Raw genomic sequence first — 15094 nt, 5'->3', positions numbered from 1 at the left:
ATGTCTGGTCGCTATCCGATCGTGGCAGGCAAGTCGTTGAAGACGCGGGAACAAGTCAAAAGTGAGTTGGCACGCGCCATCCGCGAAGGAGAAATCGTCGCTGTGGGCGAAGACGGTCGCAAGCTCAACGAAATCTATCCTGACCGCTACCACGCTGCGCGCCATGCTGCCGTGGCCGCCACCTCGGACGAATCCACCAAGGCCCCTCGGTTCTAAACAGGTTCTCTGGGCAGTCGGCTGCTGATCTGGGGGGGCCTTTCGAAACAGGTCCCCTCCAGTTCGCTCGCCATTCGTGTCTGCCGCGCTATCAGCAAGTGCGTGCAACATCTGCATTTGCATTGCTCCGACCGCCGAGCCTCTGTAGGCCTGAACGACATCGCTGTGGGGGGCCGCGCCCTGGGCCTCAAAAATAGAGCGCTGCGAAGCGCGCTGCACGAAATAGCCCTGGCTCACAGCCGCTGCGAAATCTCCAGCAGCGGCTTGATGCTGGACCCAAAGCGGCTCATGAAGGCATGGTTCTGCTCCAGCTGGCTGTAGGGCAGGTACCGGATCCCCAGCTCTGATACCCTGGAGAAGGCAGGCCTTTGAAGTTGCTCAGCGACCTTGTCTCTGCGATTGTCTGGAGCCACCAGAAACAGGGCGCAGTTGCCTGCAACCGGCGTGCCCAGGGCCAGATCGAGCATGCGTACGATGCCCGAATAGATGGACGTGGTGTGTTCGACTTCGAATGCGGCGGCGAATTGCGAGGTCTGGGGATCAACCCATACGACATCGATCAGTCGCACGGACTCCAGTCCTCGGTCCAGACTGGCGGGTAACTGCGCCATGCATCCATCTCCCAGCAGCCCCCCGCCATAGGCGCGGCCCCGGTCGTTGGACGCGATCCAGACCTCAAATCCGAGCGCCTTGCCCAGGTCGCGCAGCGAGGCCTGGACACCCGTGTGGGTCGCATCACTCTCGGTCGCTTGGGACAGTTCCCGTTGCAATGCGGTGGATTCCTGCCGCACACGTTCAAGGTCTTCTTGCCAGAGAGCTGTCGCCGCTGCATCCATTGCTTGTGGCGGCGCTGCATATCGGCCACTGCCAATGTCAAACAGGAGTCCTGCAATCGCGCCCAGATCATTCGACAGTTTCAGCCTGTACTGCGCGTTCAAGCGTAGCAAACCTTCTCGCATCGAAAGGTAGTGGTCCCAGCGTCCGAGCTTCACGCGCCCCCCGGTCACCGCGTTGAAACCATTGACGATGGCTGTGTTGAAGGGAGAGACCAGCGTTGGGTGGATGAAATACAGCAAGTTGGCAACTGCAGGGCCCAGGCCTTTGATGCCAATTGCATCAATGCGCTGTATGGCGGCCACTACGTCTTCTGCGCAGTCGCAGTGATCGCAAGTGTGAAGAAGATCTGCGAAGGCGAGCTGGTTGCTGGTGTTCTCGTAGATGTCCGGAATCCGCAGCTTGGGTTTCCAGAGGAACGCGTGGTCCGCTCCCTTGAAAATCTGGCGCTGCTCCGCCACGGACCCGACGATTGTCTCCAGCGAGGAGCCTCGGTAGGCGTTGCCAAACGTTCCGGCCCGGATGTCCTCCACCACTTGCGCAATGCCTCGGCGAATGGAGCGGAAGTTCTTGATCCGCTGATCCCACAAGAACCAGGTGTTGTAGGTGCTGCTCGGGTCTGCCTTCCAGCAGTCTATGAGAGTTTCCAAAGGGTCATGCATCTGTCGTGAGGTGCTTGCCAATGCTCTGTGCACTGGGGAAATACATCGAAAAACAAGTCCTGCCATCCGCCGAACTCACAGAAATCCGTCCCCGGTGTGCGTGAACAATCGCCTGGGTAATGGACAAGCCCAACCCCGCTCCGTCCGAGTCCAGCTGCTTGCGCGACTTGTCCGCCCTAAAGAAGCGGTCGAACAGGCGGGGGATCATCTGCGCCTCGATGGAAGGTCCAGTGTTGACGACGTCCACGGTGGTTCCGTGCAGGCCCCCCTGGATGTCCACGACCACCAGCTCGCCTGGTGGGGTGTAGCGAATGGCGTTGGACAGGAGATTGCTGAGCGCCCGGCGCAACATCAACCGGTCGCCTGTGATCTCCGCCGTCCCGATCAATTGCAGTCGGACTTGCTTCTCTTCTGCCAAGGCCTCGTAGAAGTCAAACAAAGCCTGAGCTTCATCATGGACCGCGATTCTTTCCGTGCTGGGAAGAATGAGACCGTGGTCAGCCTTGGCCAGGAACAACATGTCAGCCACCATGCGGGCCAGGCGCTGGTACTCCTCGGCGTTGGAGGCCAGTATGTCCTGGTACTCCTCAGAGGAGCGAGCCTGGCTGAGTGTGACCTGCGTCTGTGTCATCAGATTGTTGATCGGCGTACGCAGCTCGTGAGCCAGGTCCGAAGAAAACTCGGACAGGCGGTCGAACTCCTCCTTCAAGCGCCGGAGCATCTCGTTGAGGGTGGTCGCCAGGTCGGCCATCTCCACCGGAAACTCCTGGGTTGGCATCCGCTCATCCAGTCGCTGTGCCGTGATGGCCATAGCGCGGGACCGCATGGCGCGAAGGGGGGCCAATCCATTCTTTGCGGCCCACCAGCCCAGGACCCCAGCCACCAGTGTTGCCAATGCCACGTAGCCCACAAGCACCCAAATCAATTCGTACATGAAGTGCTTGTGGTGGGCAATGTCCACCGCCACCCAGACCTGCAGCGGCGGCTCTGCGGAATCAGGCAGCGTCACGGCTTCGGACATTCCCCGGTACTCACGGTCCTTGATTCGCCACGAGGCGACCCCCAAGCGGGAATGCTGGGTCCGCACGCTCAAGTCCGCAGGAAACTCAAAGTCTTCCGTCGAGTACAGCGATTGACCATTGCGAAGCACGGTGACGAAGAGGCCCTCATGGCTGTGCAAAACGTCATCCAGCCGCGTCTTCAGATCCTGCGGCGACTTCGATTTGCCGATGACTTCACGCGTCAGGTGAACCTTGTCACGCAATGCATCGCGGTCAAGCTCCACAAAATGTCGGTCGATGGAAATTGCCACGAGAGTCCCCAGTCCAATTAGCACCAGCCCGGAAGCCAAAGTAAAAAAGACCGTCAGCCGTGTCGTGAGCGAGTACCTTGCCTTCACGCACTCTCCTCGGGAGCCTCAAGCACATACCCCATGCCTCGGACCGTCTGGATCAGCTTGGCGTCATAGGCATCGTCAATCTTGGCCCGAAGCCTGCGCATCGCCACCTCGATCACGTTGGAATCGCTGTCGAAATTCATATCCCACACCTGCGACGCGATCAGAGAGCGCGGCAGAACTTCCCCTTGGCGGCGCATCAGCAGCTCCAGCAGTCCAAACTCCTTGGCCGTGAGGTCGATGCGTTTGCCAGATCTGCTGACTCGCCGCCGCAAGAGGTCTAGTTCTAGATCGGCCACCTGGAGGACCGTCACCTCGGTGCCATTGCGACCACGCCTGAGGATGGTGCGCGCTCGCGCCAATAGCTCGGCAAAGGAAAACGGTTTGACCAGGTAGTCGTCCGCCCCCAGTTCCAACCCTTTGATCCGGTCTTGCACCTGATCCTTGGCCGTGAGAAACAGTACGGGCATCTCCAGGCCCCGGCGACGCAGATTGGTGAGCACCTGCCAGCCATCCATCCCAGGAAGCATCACATCCAGGATCACCAGGTCGTAGTCACCTTCCTGGGCCAGATGCAGGCCATCGACTCCGTTGTGAACCAGATCGGCGTTGAACCCTGCCTCACGCAAGCCTTGGCGCAGGTATTCGCCGGTTTTGATTTCATCCTCGACGATCAATATCTTCACGGGATCTCCCTGTCTGCGAATGACGGCAAGTGTGCCTGCAGATCGCGGGCTTTCTTTCAGATGACAAAGATGTAATTAAGCCGTTATGTCGGCGGAAGCCTTGGGATCACACAATGCGTTGCATCAAGAACGCATGGTGAACCTATGAAAATTTCCTGGCTTTCACGACCTATATCAACCCCCTGGCTGGCCGCCGCGCTAATAGCGCCGTCCCTGGCTCTGGCTCAGATGCCAGAGGGCGAATCCGCCAAGGTGGACTATCAGCTTTCGTACCGATCAGCCCTCTCGGGCTACGAAGCCTACAAAGAGCAATCCGTCCAGCCCTGGAAAGCGGCCAATGACAAGGTGGGCGAGATCGGAGGCTGGCGCACCTATGCCAAGGAAATTCGCCAGACGGCACCCACAACCGGCCAGGACCAACCCGCGCAGGGCCATGACGCACACCACGGGGGCAAACAATGAACCGCCCCTTGCACACGCCCCGCGCCAAACTCGTGATCGCCGTGGCCGCAGTGGCGGTCTTGTCTGGTTGCGCCAGCGTGAATCTGGAGCAGAACCTCACCAGCGCCAATACAGCCGCAAGCGGTTTCACGGACGGCCAGCTTACCTTGGCCCGGGACCAGAGCGAGCGCGATACCTTGCGCCAGCGCGCTTCGGATCTGCTGGCCAAGCCGCTCAGTCAGAAGGATGCCGTTCAACTCGCACTCGTCAATAGCCCATCCCTGCAGGCCATCGTGGCCCAAAACTGGGCGGACACTTCCACGGCAGCCCAGTCCGGCCGCATCGCCAACCCCATCCTGAGCCTGGAGCGCGTTCGCCTGGGCAGCGAGACGGAGATCGGCCGCCTCCTGTCCTTCGGGCTGCTGGACCTGCTGACCTTGCCGACGCGCAAAGGCATCGCCGAGCAGCGCATCAAGCAGACCCAGTTGCGCCTGAGCAGCGAGGTAGTGGACCAAGTCACGCAGGTACGTCAGGCATGGGTACGCGCCGTTGCCGCGCAACAAACGCTGGCCTACACCCAACAGGTCGTCGCCAGCGCCCAAGCCAGTGCCGAACTGGCCAAGCGCATGCAGGCGGTGGGCAATTTCAACAAGCTTGACCGTGTACGCCAGCAAGCGTTCTACGCCGACACGGCGACCCAGCTGGCCAGCGCCCAGCACCAAGTCACGGCAGCCCGTGAGGAACTGGTCCGGCTGCTGGGCCTGGACGATAGCCAAGCCCAACAGCTCAAGCTGCCTGAGCGCCTGCCCACACTGCCCAAGGAGCCGCTGTCCCCATCGGACGCTGGCCGCCAGGCATCCAAGGGGCGGCTGGATCTGCAGATCGCGAAGGCCGACTACGACGCGGCCGCACGCGCCCAAGGCTGGAACACGATCACGACCTTCACGGACATCGAGCTGGGCGTGCGGCGCGACTCGGTCTTTGATGCTGCCGAGAACACCCACACCACGCGGCGCGGCTTCGAGATCAGCTTGCAGTTGCCGATCTTCGACTGGGGGGGCATGCGGCGCGACGCCATGAATGCGCAGACCCTGGCTGCGGCCAACCGCCTGGAAGCAACCGCACGCTCGGCAGGCTCGAACCTTCGGGAGAGCTACTCCGCGTACCGCACGGCATATGACATCGCGCGCCACCACCGCGACGAGGTGATCCCCCTGCGCAAAACCATCTCCGAAGAAAACCAGCTTCGCTACAACGGGATGCTGATCAGCGTTTTCGAGTTGCTTGCCGACTCCCGCGACCAGGTGAACTCGGTGATGGCGGCCCTGAACGCCGAACAGCAGTTCTGGCTGGCGGACGCCGCCCTTCAGGCCTCTCTCATCGGCAAGCCCACCAGCGCTGGCGTCTCGGGCGGTGGCGCAGCCGCTGCCGAAGCCGGTGCAGGCCACTGATCCCCTCAAGGAAACCAACATGAATTCAAGAAGAGATTTTTTCCGGTTTGCTGGCATTGCCGGAGGGGCCGTAGCCGCAGCGAGTGTGAGCCGCGTGGCAATGGCCGCACTGCCAGAACCCGTGTTCCAGACAAGCGCAGACACCATGGCGCCGCTGGTGCCCAACTCCGGGCGCCCCTACAACCCGGTGGTCACGCTCAACGGCTGGACGCTGCCCTGGCGCATGAACCAGGGGGTCAAGGAGTTCCACCTGGTGGCAGAACCCGTCGTGCGCGAAATGGCCCCTGGCTTCAAGGCCCACCTGTGGGGATACAACGGCCAGAGTCCTGGTCCCACCATTGAAGTGGTGGAAGGCGACCGCGTTCGCATTTTTGTGACCAACAAGCTGCCCGAGCACACCAGCATCCACTGGCATGGACAGCGTTTGCCCAATGGCATGGACGGTGTGGCGGGATTGAACCAGCCCGCGATCCAGTCGGGCAAGACCTTCGTCTACGAGTTCGTGGCACGCCGCCCGGGTACCTTCATGTACCACCCGCACGCCGATGAGATGACCCAGATGGCCATGGGCATGATGGGCTTTTGGATCACGCATCCAAAGACCAAGCATCCGCTGATTGATGAAGTGAATCGAGACTTTTGCTTCCTGCTCAGTGCCTACGACATTGAGCCCGGGGCCGCTACGCCGAAGGTCGCGGAAATGCTGAATTTCAATTTATGGACTTGGAACAGCCGCATCTTTCCTGGCATCGACTCCTTGAACGTCCGGCTCAACGACAAGGTGCGTATTCGCATCGGCAATCTCACCATGACCAACCACCCGATGCACCTGCACGGTCACGAGTTTTTGGTGACGGGCACGGATGGTGGTCCTACACCCAAGAGCACCCGTCTCTATGAAGTGACCACCGACGTGGCCGTGGGCCAGATGCGCCAGATCGAGTTCCTCGCGGACGAAGAAGGTGACTGGGCATTCCACTGCCACAAGAGCCACCACACCATGAATGCAATGGGTCACGACATTCCCACCATGATTGGCGTGGACCACCGGGGCGTGGCCAAGAAGATCAACAACCTGATCCCCGACTACATGGTCATGGGCGAACGGGGCATGGCGGACATGACCGAGATGGAGATGCCCATCCCGGACAACACCATTCCCATGATGACCGGGGAAGGCCCGTTCGGGTCGGTCGAAATGGGCGGGATGTTCAGCGTCGTCAAAGTACGCCGCGACCAGAAACCGGGCGACTACAAAAATCCGGGTTGGTACAAGAACCCAGAGGGCACGGTGGCGTACGAGTACACCGGCCCGATGGCGGAGCCTGCCCGCTTCAAGGCCGAGGGCGGCCAATCCATGCCCCGCAAAGAGAAGTCCAGTTCGGACACTGTCGTCAAGGTCAAAAAGCCGTCTTCGCACAGCGGCCACTGATCGCATTCTTTCCCCATTCACAACGCAAGGTAAACATGAAACGCACTCTTTCCCTGATCGCTGCCTCCGCCCTGGTGGCGCTGTCCTTCAACAGCTTTGCTGGTGGCAACCACGGTGGTGGCCATGACGGCGGTGGCGCACACGGCCACGGCAGCGCTGAATCGGCTATTGGTCAGCCTGGCAAGGCCTCCAGTGTCAGCCGCACGATCAACGTGGACATGGCCGACACCATGCGCTTCACGCCCGCTGCGATCTCCGTCAAGCAGGGCGAAACGGTCAAGTTCGTGATCAAGAACAGTGGCCAGGTCAAGCATGAGTTCAGCCTGGGCACCGATGCCGAACTCAAGGAGCACTACGAGACGATGAAGAAGTTCCCGGACATGGAGCATGACGAGCCCAGCAAGGTGTCGCTGGCCCCAGGCAAGCAAGGCGAAATCATCTGGCATTTCACCAAGGCTGGCGAAGTGAAGTTCGCCTGCCTGTACCCAGGCCACTACGACGCAGGCATGAAGGGCCAGGTCACGGTGGTCAAGAAGTAAGCGGAGAAACCCTCCACGCAATTGGACAAGGAGTTCATATGAAAAACGCAAACACTCTGTTGATCGGCGCCATGTTGTCGCTGGCCACTCTCATGCCGCTGTCGGCTGTGGCGCAGGCTGCTCCAGACGCCGGAAAAGCCGCAACCACGACCGCAGCCTCCATGACCGATGGAGAGGTGCGCAAGATCGACAAGGACGCCGGAAAAATCACCATCAAGCATGGCGACATCAAGCACTTGGAGATGCCGGGGATGACCATGGTGTTTGCTGCCAAGGACAAGGCCCTGCTCGACAAGGCGCAGGTCGGCGACAAGATCCGCTTCATGGTGATCAACGAGGGCGGAAAGATGGTGGTCACCGCCATCGAGCCTGCCAAGTAAGCGCAAAAAGTGTCTCGATACGCCCTCAAGAAAAGGGGGCGTTCTTCTGTTCGCACGTCAACCTACCAAGGAAAAATCATGAAAACTCTCCTTATTGCCCTCGCCCTGACAGCTGCATCGTCCGCGTTTGCCGCTGGCGACACCCAGGAAGCCACGCCCTATACCAACTCCAAGGCGCAAGCGCATGGCGAGGAACACAAGAAGGCCCGTCCTGCGACCGGCGTGAAGCGGACCAAGGATGGCAGTACAGCGCGGGGTGAAGGCTCTGGCATCGCCGACACCAGCAAGGCCGAAGCCCGTGGTCAGGAAAAGGCCAATGCGCGTGAAGCCATGCCGCACAAGGAAGCCACTCCGGGCTCCACGCCCAAGTAGTTCCGAGACAGAGAGGTGGCAAAAAAGTAGCAACCGCCCAAAGACCTCAGGCCGACCATCGCTGCGTCAAGGCGATGGTCGGCGGCTCCAAGGCGGTGTCAATGCCCGCCGCGATGAACGTGTGCCGGAGCAGATCTTTTGCGGTACGGACGCGTAGTCAAGAGGGCGGGTAGCCCGCCTCGGTGAGCGCTTCCGCTAGCGTCTGGCGGTCTTCGGCACTCTGCACGGTAACCAAGCGCTTGGACATGTCCACCTGCACCTTGCAATCGGGATCTGCCATCTGCAGTGTCTGGTTCACCATCCCTGCGCAGTGCCCGCAGGTCATGTCGGGAAGCTGGAATTCATGCATTTACTTCTCGTGGCAAAGAGTTGAGAGGAGTGCAGTCTCGGACTTGCCACAGTGGCAAGGTCAACCACTTTTTCCTCCATGGCACAGACACGCCTCGCCATGGGCGGCCGCGACAAGCTCATTAAGAATTCCACAGCTCTGATGCGCATGCTCTCCACTGCATGCTGAGCGCAGCTGCAGCAGTTGCTTTTCCAACGCCATCATGCTGATGAGACGAGCGCGCAGCCGACTTAGCTGGTCGTCAATCAGATTGTTGACGTCTGCGCACGCCTCCTGGGGCGCATCTAGCGCACCCAACAGGCTCCTCACATCTGCCAGTGGGATGTCGAGTGCCCTACAGTGCCGTACAAAGGACAGCCGCTCCAGGTGAGCGGGAGCATAGTTGCGATAGCCGTTGGCCAGCCGCGCGGGCTGGGGCAACAAGCCTTCCTTTTCGTAAAAACGGATCGTTTCGGCGTCAACGCCTGTTGCGGCGGCCAGTTCCTTGATCTGCATGTTGAGAGCTGGATATTGGAGGTCTTGACACTGTAGCTACTCCAAGGTTTCCAATCGAGGCATCAAGGAGAGAAATTTATGAAATCCTGCTGCGACGAAGCACAAAAACCAACCTCCCAGGACCCATGCTGCGCTCCAGCCGCTCCCGTCTCTACTCAGCTTGATTCCTGTTGCGCCAGCCCGGTTGCGGCCTCTCCAGATACTTGCTGTACCCCACATTCGCTAGCAACCGCAGCGCCTTCGTTTGCAAATGGGCGTGGCCCCCAGGGAGCCATGTTCCGCATCGAGGCCATGGACTGCGCAGCCGAAGAAAGTGAGATCCGCCGCGCGCTGGAGTCAATTGCCGGGGTGCGCGGCCTGGGGTTTCAGCTCGGCGCACGCACGCTGACCATTGACGCCCCTGATGCTGTGATTCCTCAAGCCTTGGCGGCCATTCGCAAGGCAGGGTTCGACCCGCAGCCCGTGGCAACCGCTGCGGCAACGGGCGAAGCCCCTGGGCGGGCCTCCACCACCGACGAACTCGGGCGTATGGGGTTGGCGCTGGGCCTGGCCGTCTGCGCCGAAGCCGTGGCCTTCTTCTCTCCAGACACGCTGGCCTTCAAGGGCATTGGCATGGCCCTGGCGGCGGCGGCCATCTGGCTGGCGGGCTTTTCCACCTACCGCAAGGGGTTTGCCGCCTTGCTGCAGGGACGGCTGAACATCAATGCGCTGATGACGGTGGCCGTGACCGGCGCGTTTCTCATTGGCCAATGGCCAGAAGCCGCCATGGTGATGGCCCTCTATGCCATTGCTGAATTGATCGAAGGCCGCGCGGTAGACCGTGCACGCAATGCCATCAAGAGCCTGTTGGATCTCACGCCCGAGACGGCCGAAGTACGCCAGCCTGACGGCAGCTGGAAATCGGTGGCCGCTGCACAGGTTCCCGTCAACGCCATCGTCCGGGTCAGGCCGGGCGAGCGCATGCCGCTGGACGGCACGGTGGCCGTTGGGACCAGCGCAGTCAACCAGGCGCCGGTCACGGGAGAGAGCATTCCGGTGGACAAGGTTCCTGGAGATCCCGTGTTTGCTGGCACCATCAACGAAACAGGCACCCTGGAGGTGATGGTCACGGCAGAGGCCAGCAACACCACCTTGGCCCGCATCATTCACTCGGTGGAACAGGCGCAGGGCTCACGCGCCCCCACACAGCAGTTCGTGGACCGGTTTGCTGCCATTTACACCCCGGCTGTGTTCATCATGGCCGTTCTTGTGGCGACGCTCACTCCGGTCTTTATGGACCTGACGTGGGTGGATGCCGTCTACAAGGCTCTGGTACTGCTGGTCATCGCCTGCCCCTGTGCGCTGGTGATCGCAACGCCGGTGACGGTGGTCAGTGGTCTGGCTTCTGCGGCCCGGCGTGGCATCCTCATCAAGGGCGGGGTTTACCTGGAAGACGCGCACAAACTCAAGGCCATTGCGCTCGACAAGACCGGCACGATCACGGAAGGAAAACCCAAACTGGTGGCCCAGCACGTGCTGGCCAGAACGTATCCCGAAACCCAGATTCTGGGCTGGGCGGCGGACCTGGCCGGTCACTCTGACCACCCCGTGTCCAAGGCCATCGCGCAAGGACTGTCTGCTGGCCAGGGCATCGTGGCAGGCTTCACGGCCCTTGCCGGACGTGGTGTGGAAGCCCAGCTTGATGGCCAACCCCTGATTCTGGGGAATCACCGGCTCATCGAGGAACGGGGTCTTTGCAGCCCCGCCATTGAGGCGCTGCTACAGGCACAGGAATCGCAGGGCCGCACGGTGACCCTTCTGGCCAGTCAATCGGAGGTTCTTGCCATCTTTGCGGTGGCCGACACCATCAAGGACAGCTCACGGGAGGCCATCGCCCAGCTACACGCGCTGGGAATCGCCTCGGTCATGCTGACCGGAGACAACCAAGCCACGGCAGAGACCATCGCCAAACAGGCGGGCATCGACCAGGCGCATGGAAACCTGCTGCCAGAAGACAAGCTGTCGGCCATTGAGCAGATGCAGGCCCAGTACGGTGCCACGGCGATGACGGGGGATGGCATCAATGACGCACCTGCGCTGGCACGCGCCGACATCGGCCTTGCCATGGGTGCAGCAGGAACCGACACGGCCATGGAGGCTGCGGACATCGTCATCATGAATGACGATCTGCGCCGCATCCCCGAAGTCATCCAGCTCTCCAGGCGCACGCGGGGCATCCTTCTTCAGAACATCGTGCTGGCGCTGGGTATCAAGACGGTGTTCTTGGTGCTTGCGGTCTTTGGGAACGCGTCGATGTGGATGGCGGTTTTTGCGGACATGGGGGCCAGCCTCCTGGTGGTTGGCAATGGGCTGAGGCTGCTGCGCGGCACGCGCGCTCACGCGGTCCGCGCTGTTGGTTAGATCTAGCGGGTTCAGTGAACGTGCTGATGGTGCACGTCAGGAGCATGGGGATGGGCGTGGGTCACAGGCTCATGGGTGTGCTTGTGGCTGTGGCTGCCAGTTGGCATTACTACGTGCACATGTGCATGGTGCCCATCGTCGTGCCGGTGAGCATGCTCATGCTCCAGCACTTCGTGCGTGTGCTCGTGTCCATGGCTTTCCGCCAGATGGAGCATTACTCCCGCCAACATGAACACTCCACCCAAGAGCATAAACCACCCCGCAGAGCGTTCCCCGAAACCGAAGGCCACGGCAGCACCAATGAAGGGCGCGAAGGCGAACACCGAGCCCGTCCGCGCCGCACCAAATGCCCGCTGGGCCAGGAGGTAACAGCGCAGACTCAGGCCGTAACCAGTGGCTCCAACGGCGAGAAGTCCCAGTGCTGCGGACAGGGAAGGCAAAGGCTCCCCAGTCGAAACAGCCAATGCAGCCGTCGCTGCGGCCCCCAGGGTGGCCTTGGCCATCACCACCTGGCTGGGGTCGCGCTCAGCCAGCCCACGGGACAAGGTGTTGTCCACCCCCCAGGCGACCGTGGCCAGCAGCACGGCAAGCAGCCCCAGCAACTGCACGCCTCCTTGCAGGCCTTGGTCCAGAACGAGCGCCATTCCTCCTGCGAGCAGCAACAGCATGGCGGCCCACACGCGGCGGTCCATGGTTTCGCTGTACAGCCACCATGCCAGCGTGGCGGTGAACAGCGCTTCCAGAGTGAGCATGAGCGACGCGCTGGCTCCGCTCGTGTGCTGCAGGCCCCAGGCCAGGGCCACCGGCCCCAGCGCGGCGCCAAAGCCAGCCATCGCCAGAAGGCGCGGAATGTCGGACCTCTGCACTCGCGCTTCATGCGCAGCAGTCCGCAGCGACAGTGCCCCGATCAGGGCCGCTCCTAAGTACAGCAGCGCTGCGGTCGTGAAGGCCCCGAGCCCTGCGCCCAGCCTCTGTACCGCGGGCGTGCTGATGCCGAAGAGTACCGCCGCCAGCAGGGCGAGAAAGCCACCGCGCAAGGCGGGAAGATGCAAAGGGTCACGCTTCATAGGTGAGGGATTTGAGCACGACATCGGAGTCTGGTAATCCCCAGAACTGGACAAGGCAAGGGGTTCAAAGACGGAAATAGCTGACTCGACGAGAAGTGGAAGGTCTGCTTTCGAAGAAAGCGGCCAACGACATTGTCAGACTGAGCGACGGCAACCAGCCTCAAGCCGCCGCGCCAAATGTCGGTTCCGCAGCGATGGCAAGGTGGACCGAGTGCTCCGCAATCTGGGCAGGTGTCCGCTGGACGATCTCATCCAACCCGGCGATCAGCTGAAACAGGGACTGAGCCGGCATCCCCAAGCACGTGCGTGCTAGCGTTCCTTGCTCAGCTGTCTGGCACTGGCTAACAGGAATGCGCGCGTGCCCGGCACACTCAGCCCATCAAGTGCGCCATCATCTTCCGCTCCATTGGCCAGCCAGGCGTGCATTGCGGCCTGCGCCACCTCCAGATGAAACTCTTTCAGCAGCAGGTTGACCAGCGGCGCCCCTGCCGCAGGGTCTGCGATCTGTCCTAGCGCCATTGCCGCTCCCTGGCGGCGGCGCGCGTTGGGGCTGCTCAGTTGATCGACCAGTGCAGGCACAGCAGCTCGATCGCCCACACGGCCCAGGGCCTCCAATATCGTCTCAGTGGCGACATCGGTCTGCAGCACCCGTATCAAATCGGGGATCGCCTCGCGCGTGGCTGCTTTCGCCAGGGTTTCTGTGATCAGCCGGGCGTCAGCGGGCGACTCAGCCAGCGGCAATGCAGCAGCCAGCGCTGCATGGGCCTCAGCGCTGGGCGTGGCCAACAACGACTGCATGGCCGCGTCCCGCAATGGGTTGCGGCGGACCATGAGAGGAGCCAATAGCCCGACCCCGTGGGGGTCGCGGAACTCGGCAAGCGCCGCAATGTAGCGGTATCTAAAGCCGTCGCTGGCCTCCTGGGCTGCGCCAATCAGCGCAGGCAACACATCAGCCCCTTGCGCAGCCAGGGCTGCGCACACGTAGTGGAGATATTCGTTGCGGATGCCGGGCAGCAGGCCCAACAACAGCGCTTGCACCCGTGGCCCACGAAGAGTTCTGCAGGCGTACGCCACGGCGCTGGCGTTCCAGTGATGGGGATCGTCTTCCAATGCCCGCGAGAAGCCCTCGAAACCCTCCGCACAGCCTATGGAAACCAGGGCCGCAGCAACGCCCACGGTGTCGCCGCTGGAGAGCTGGGGCAGCATGCCACGCAGATGCTCTGCCGCTTCCTCGGGCGCCGCGCGCGCCAGCTGCAGCGCAGCGGCACGGCGCACCTGCAACGACGCCGAATGCAACCCTGCGCGCGGCCACTGCTGCTCGCCGGACCCTTCCAGCTGGGCCAACACCTCGGCCAATTCGCTGGCATCGCGCGGTGTCCTGGCCTGCTCCAGCGCGGCCATCAGTTCGTGCACGGCTCCCTGCGCCTTCAGCGGGCCCAGCGCCGGGGCGGCAACGGTCACTCCGGCCCGCAGCAGCGGCGCGATCGCACGCGCGTCGCCCAAATCGCCCAGCACCTTGACCAGTTCCATCCGCAGTTCCAGCGGCATCCCCCGGCGCGGGTGTTCAAACGTCTCGATCAGCGGGACCACCGCCGCCGCGTCCCCCAGGCGCCCTAGTGCGCTGATACAGGTCCGGCGGACTCTCGCGTCCGCGTCGCCGAGTCCTTCCGTCAGCAGATCCAGGTTGGAGCGTGTGGATTTCTGCACCACCACGCTGCACAGCGTGTGGATCACTTCACCAAAGTCTTTCTTTTTGTCGACCTCTTCACGCCGCAGCGTGCGGATGGCTTCCAGCAGGTCGGCGATCCAGTGTTCGTCGGCGTGCCTGTGGATGGACGAAGCGGCATACTCGCGCACCGTCGCGCTGCGGTGGCCCAACGCCTTGAACAATGGCGCTCGCGCCTGCGGCGAGGAGATTCGGCCCAGGTACATGAAACCCGAGCAGGCTTCGTCAACGCTCTTGGACTTGGCCATGCGCAGGTACAGGGGCAACGCATCATTGGAGGGGCGGAGCATCAAGGCCTGCTTGGCCGCGTCCGCCACTTTCGCGTCTTCGTCCAGCGTCGCGCTCACCAAGAGCGCGGGAGAACGATCCGCCAACACCAGCAGTGCATTTCTGGCCAGGGGCAGCTGATTTGCCGGCGCAGACCGTAGGAATTTCGTGATGGCGTCGAAGGCCACTGCGGGAGCAGCGAGGCAAAGCGCTTCCAGTGCCAGGAACACGTCGACATTTTTTGTGGAGCTCTGCAGCTGCTCTGCAAGTGCCTGGCTTAGATTTTGATTCATAGGTACTAGAGGATCGGCAGGATTGCCTGGGTGCCACTTGTCCAAGATACGGACCCCACATGGCAACCCGACGGCTAGCCGTAAACAC

Annotated in this window: 15 protein-coding genes; 8 read left to right on the top strand and 7 right to left on the bottom strand. The window is 61.8% G+C overall.

The features are described from left to right. The coding region (locus ACOQFS_RS02535; protein ID WP_421561398.1) for a DUF4148 domain-containing protein at nucleotides 1-216 on the top strand (216 nt) is incomplete at its 5' end. 233 nt (nucleotides 217-449) lie between these two features. Here the strand turns inward: ACOQFS_RS02535 and ACOQFS_RS02530 are convergent. From ACOQFS_RS02530 to ACOQFS_RS02520, 3 genes are read right to left on the bottom strand one after another with little or no spacing between them, the layout of a single operon-like run. Further along, nucleotides 450-1712 carry a type II restriction endonuclease gene (locus ACOQFS_RS02530; RefSeq protein ID WP_421561397.1) on the bottom strand — a complete coding sequence of 421 codons (1263 nt, stop codon included), beginning with the start codon at nucleotides 1710-1712 and terminating at the stop codon, nucleotides 450-452. Further along, nucleotides 1705-3111 carry a heavy metal sensor histidine kinase gene (locus ACOQFS_RS02525; RefSeq protein WP_421561396.1) on the bottom strand — a complete coding sequence of 469 codons (1407 nt, stop codon included), beginning with the start codon at nucleotides 3109-3111 and terminating at the stop codon, nucleotides 1705-1707. The genes ACOQFS_RS02530 and ACOQFS_RS02525 overlap by 8 nt, the downstream gene beginning before the upstream one ends. Then, nucleotides 3108-3794 carry a heavy metal response regulator transcription factor gene (locus ACOQFS_RS02520; protein WP_421561395.1) on the bottom strand — a complete coding sequence of 229 codons (687 nt, stop codon included), beginning with the start codon at nucleotides 3792-3794 and terminating at the stop codon, nucleotides 3108-3110. The genes ACOQFS_RS02525 and ACOQFS_RS02520 overlap by 4 nt, the downstream gene beginning before the upstream one ends. Before the next feature lie 144 nt (nucleotides 3795-3938). Here ACOQFS_RS02520 and ACOQFS_RS02515 point away from each other — a divergent pair, with 144 nt between their 5' ends. The 6 genes from ACOQFS_RS02515 (at nucleotide 3939) to ACOQFS_RS02490 (ending at nucleotide 8409) form a co-directional block, all read left to right on the top strand. Beyond that, on the top strand, nucleotides 3939-4256 hold the full coding sequence (locus tag ACOQFS_RS02515; RefSeq protein WP_015012919.1) for a hypothetical protein: 318 nt from the start codon (nucleotides 3939-3941) through the stop codon (nucleotides 4254-4256). Next, a complete protein-coding gene (locus ACOQFS_RS02510) occupies nucleotides 4253-5686 on the top strand; it encodes a TolC family protein (protein WP_421561394.1) in 1434 nt (477 codons plus the stop codon). The genes ACOQFS_RS02515 and ACOQFS_RS02510 overlap by 4 nt, the downstream gene beginning before the upstream one ends. A gap of 19 nt (nucleotides 5687-5705) precedes the next feature. Further along, nucleotides 5706-7118: a multicopper oxidase family protein gene (locus ACOQFS_RS02505; protein WP_421561393.1), complete on the top strand. Its 1413-nt coding sequence runs from the start codon at nucleotides 5706-5708 to the stop codon at nucleotides 7116-7118. Between the two features lie 35 nt (nucleotides 7119-7153). Then, entirely contained in the window at nucleotides 7154-7657 is a 504-nt protein-coding gene (locus ACOQFS_RS02500; protein WP_421561392.1) for a cupredoxin domain-containing protein, read from the top strand. 38 nt (nucleotides 7658-7695) lie between these two features. Beyond that, on the top strand, nucleotides 7696-8037 hold the full coding sequence (locus tag ACOQFS_RS02495; protein WP_421561391.1) for a copper-binding protein: 342 nt from the start codon (nucleotides 7696-7698) through the stop codon (nucleotides 8035-8037). 78 nt (nucleotides 8038-8115) lie between these two features. After that, complete coding sequence (locus tag ACOQFS_RS02490; RefSeq protein ID WP_252662057.1) at nucleotides 8116-8409, top strand: hypothetical protein; 294 nt, start codon at nucleotides 8116-8118, stop codon at nucleotides 8407-8409. Between the two features lie 157 nt (nucleotides 8410-8566). Here the strand turns inward: ACOQFS_RS02490 and ACOQFS_RS02485 are convergent, their stop codons facing one another. Together ACOQFS_RS02485 and ACOQFS_RS02480 are read right to left on the bottom strand one after the other, a co-directional pair. Next, nucleotides 8567-8758: a heavy-metal-associated domain-containing protein gene (locus ACOQFS_RS02485; RefSeq protein ID WP_421561390.1), complete on the bottom strand. Its 192-nt coding sequence runs from the start codon at nucleotides 8756-8758 to the stop codon at nucleotides 8567-8569. A 60-nt stretch (nucleotides 8759-8818) separates the two neighbouring features. Then, on the bottom strand, nucleotides 8819-9253 hold the full coding sequence (locus ACOQFS_RS02480) for a Cd(II)/Pb(II)-responsive transcriptional regulator (RefSeq protein ID WP_056637555.1): 435 nt from the start codon (nucleotides 9251-9253) through the stop codon (nucleotides 8819-8821). Nucleotides 9254-9331: 78 nt separating this feature from the next. On the opposite strand from ACOQFS_RS02480, the gene ACOQFS_RS02475 reads away from it, so the two are divergent. Next, nucleotides 9332-11653, top strand: a complete 2322-nt coding sequence (locus ACOQFS_RS02475) for a heavy metal translocating P-type ATPase (protein ID WP_421561389.1) — start codon at nucleotides 9332-9334, stop codon at nucleotides 11651-11653. 11 nt (nucleotides 11654-11664) lie between these two features. On the opposite strand, the gene ACOQFS_RS02470 is transcribed toward ACOQFS_RS02475, so the two are convergent. After that, complete coding sequence (locus ACOQFS_RS02470; protein ID WP_056637549.1) at nucleotides 11665-12720, bottom strand: DMT family transporter; 1056 nt, start codon at nucleotides 12718-12720, stop codon at nucleotides 11665-11667. A gap of 309 nt (nucleotides 12721-13029) precedes the next feature. Beyond that, nucleotides 13030-15051, bottom strand: coding sequence for a HEAT repeat domain-containing protein (locus ACOQFS_RS02465; protein WP_421561388.1), 2022 nt, complete (start codon nucleotides 15049-15051; stop codon nucleotides 13030-13032). Nucleotides 15052-15094 lie beyond the last annotated feature (43 nt).

The sequence above is a fragment of the Paracidovorax sp. MALMAid1276 genome, from assembly GCF_049198005.1.
In the GTDB taxonomy this organism is placed as follows: domain Bacteria; phylum Pseudomonadota; class Gammaproteobacteria; order Burkholderiales; family Burkholderiaceae_C; genus Acidovorax.
Note: the sequence above shows the minus strand (reverse complement) of the source record. Positions and strands in the feature narration are given on the sequence as shown.

Coding starts and splice junctions, on each gene's coding strand:
- ACOQFS_RS02530 (WP_421561397.1), bottom strand. CDS start 1,712: ATGCATGACCCTTTGGAAACTCTCATAGACTGCTGGAAGGCAGACCCG.
- ACOQFS_RS02515 (WP_015012919.1), top strand. CDS start 3,939: ATGAAAATTTCCTGGCTTTCACGACCTATATCAACCCCCTGGCTGGCC.
- ACOQFS_RS02510 (WP_421561394.1), top strand. CDS start 4,253: ATGAACCGCCCCTTGCACACGCCCCGCGCCAAACTCGTGATCGCCGTG.
- ACOQFS_RS02505 (WP_421561393.1), top strand. CDS start 5,706: ATGAATTCAAGAAGAGATTTTTTCCGGTTTGCTGGCATTGCCGGAGGG.
- ACOQFS_RS02500 (WP_421561392.1), top strand. CDS start 7,154: ATGAAACGCACTCTTTCCCTGATCGCTGCCTCCGCCCTGGTGGCGCTG.
- ACOQFS_RS02495 (WP_421561391.1), top strand. CDS start 7,696: ATGAAAAACGCAAACACTCTGTTGATCGGCGCCATGTTGTCGCTGGCC.
- ACOQFS_RS02490 (WP_252662057.1), top strand. CDS start 8,116: ATGAAAACTCTCCTTATTGCCCTCGCCCTGACAGCTGCATCGTCCGCG.
- ACOQFS_RS02485 (WP_421561390.1), bottom strand. CDS start 8,758: ATGCATGAATTCCAGCTTCCCGACATGACCTGCGGGCACTGCGCAGGG.
- ACOQFS_RS02480 (WP_056637555.1), bottom strand. CDS start 9,253: ATGCAGATCAAGGAACTGGCCGCCGCAACAGGCGTTGACGCCGAAACG.
- ACOQFS_RS02475 (WP_421561389.1), top strand. CDS start 9,332: ATGAAATCCTGCTGCGACGAAGCACAAAAACCAACCTCCCAGGACCCA.
- ACOQFS_RS02470 (WP_056637549.1), bottom strand. CDS start 12,720: ATGAAGCGTGACCCTTTGCATCTTCCCGCCTTGCGCGGTGGCTTTCTC.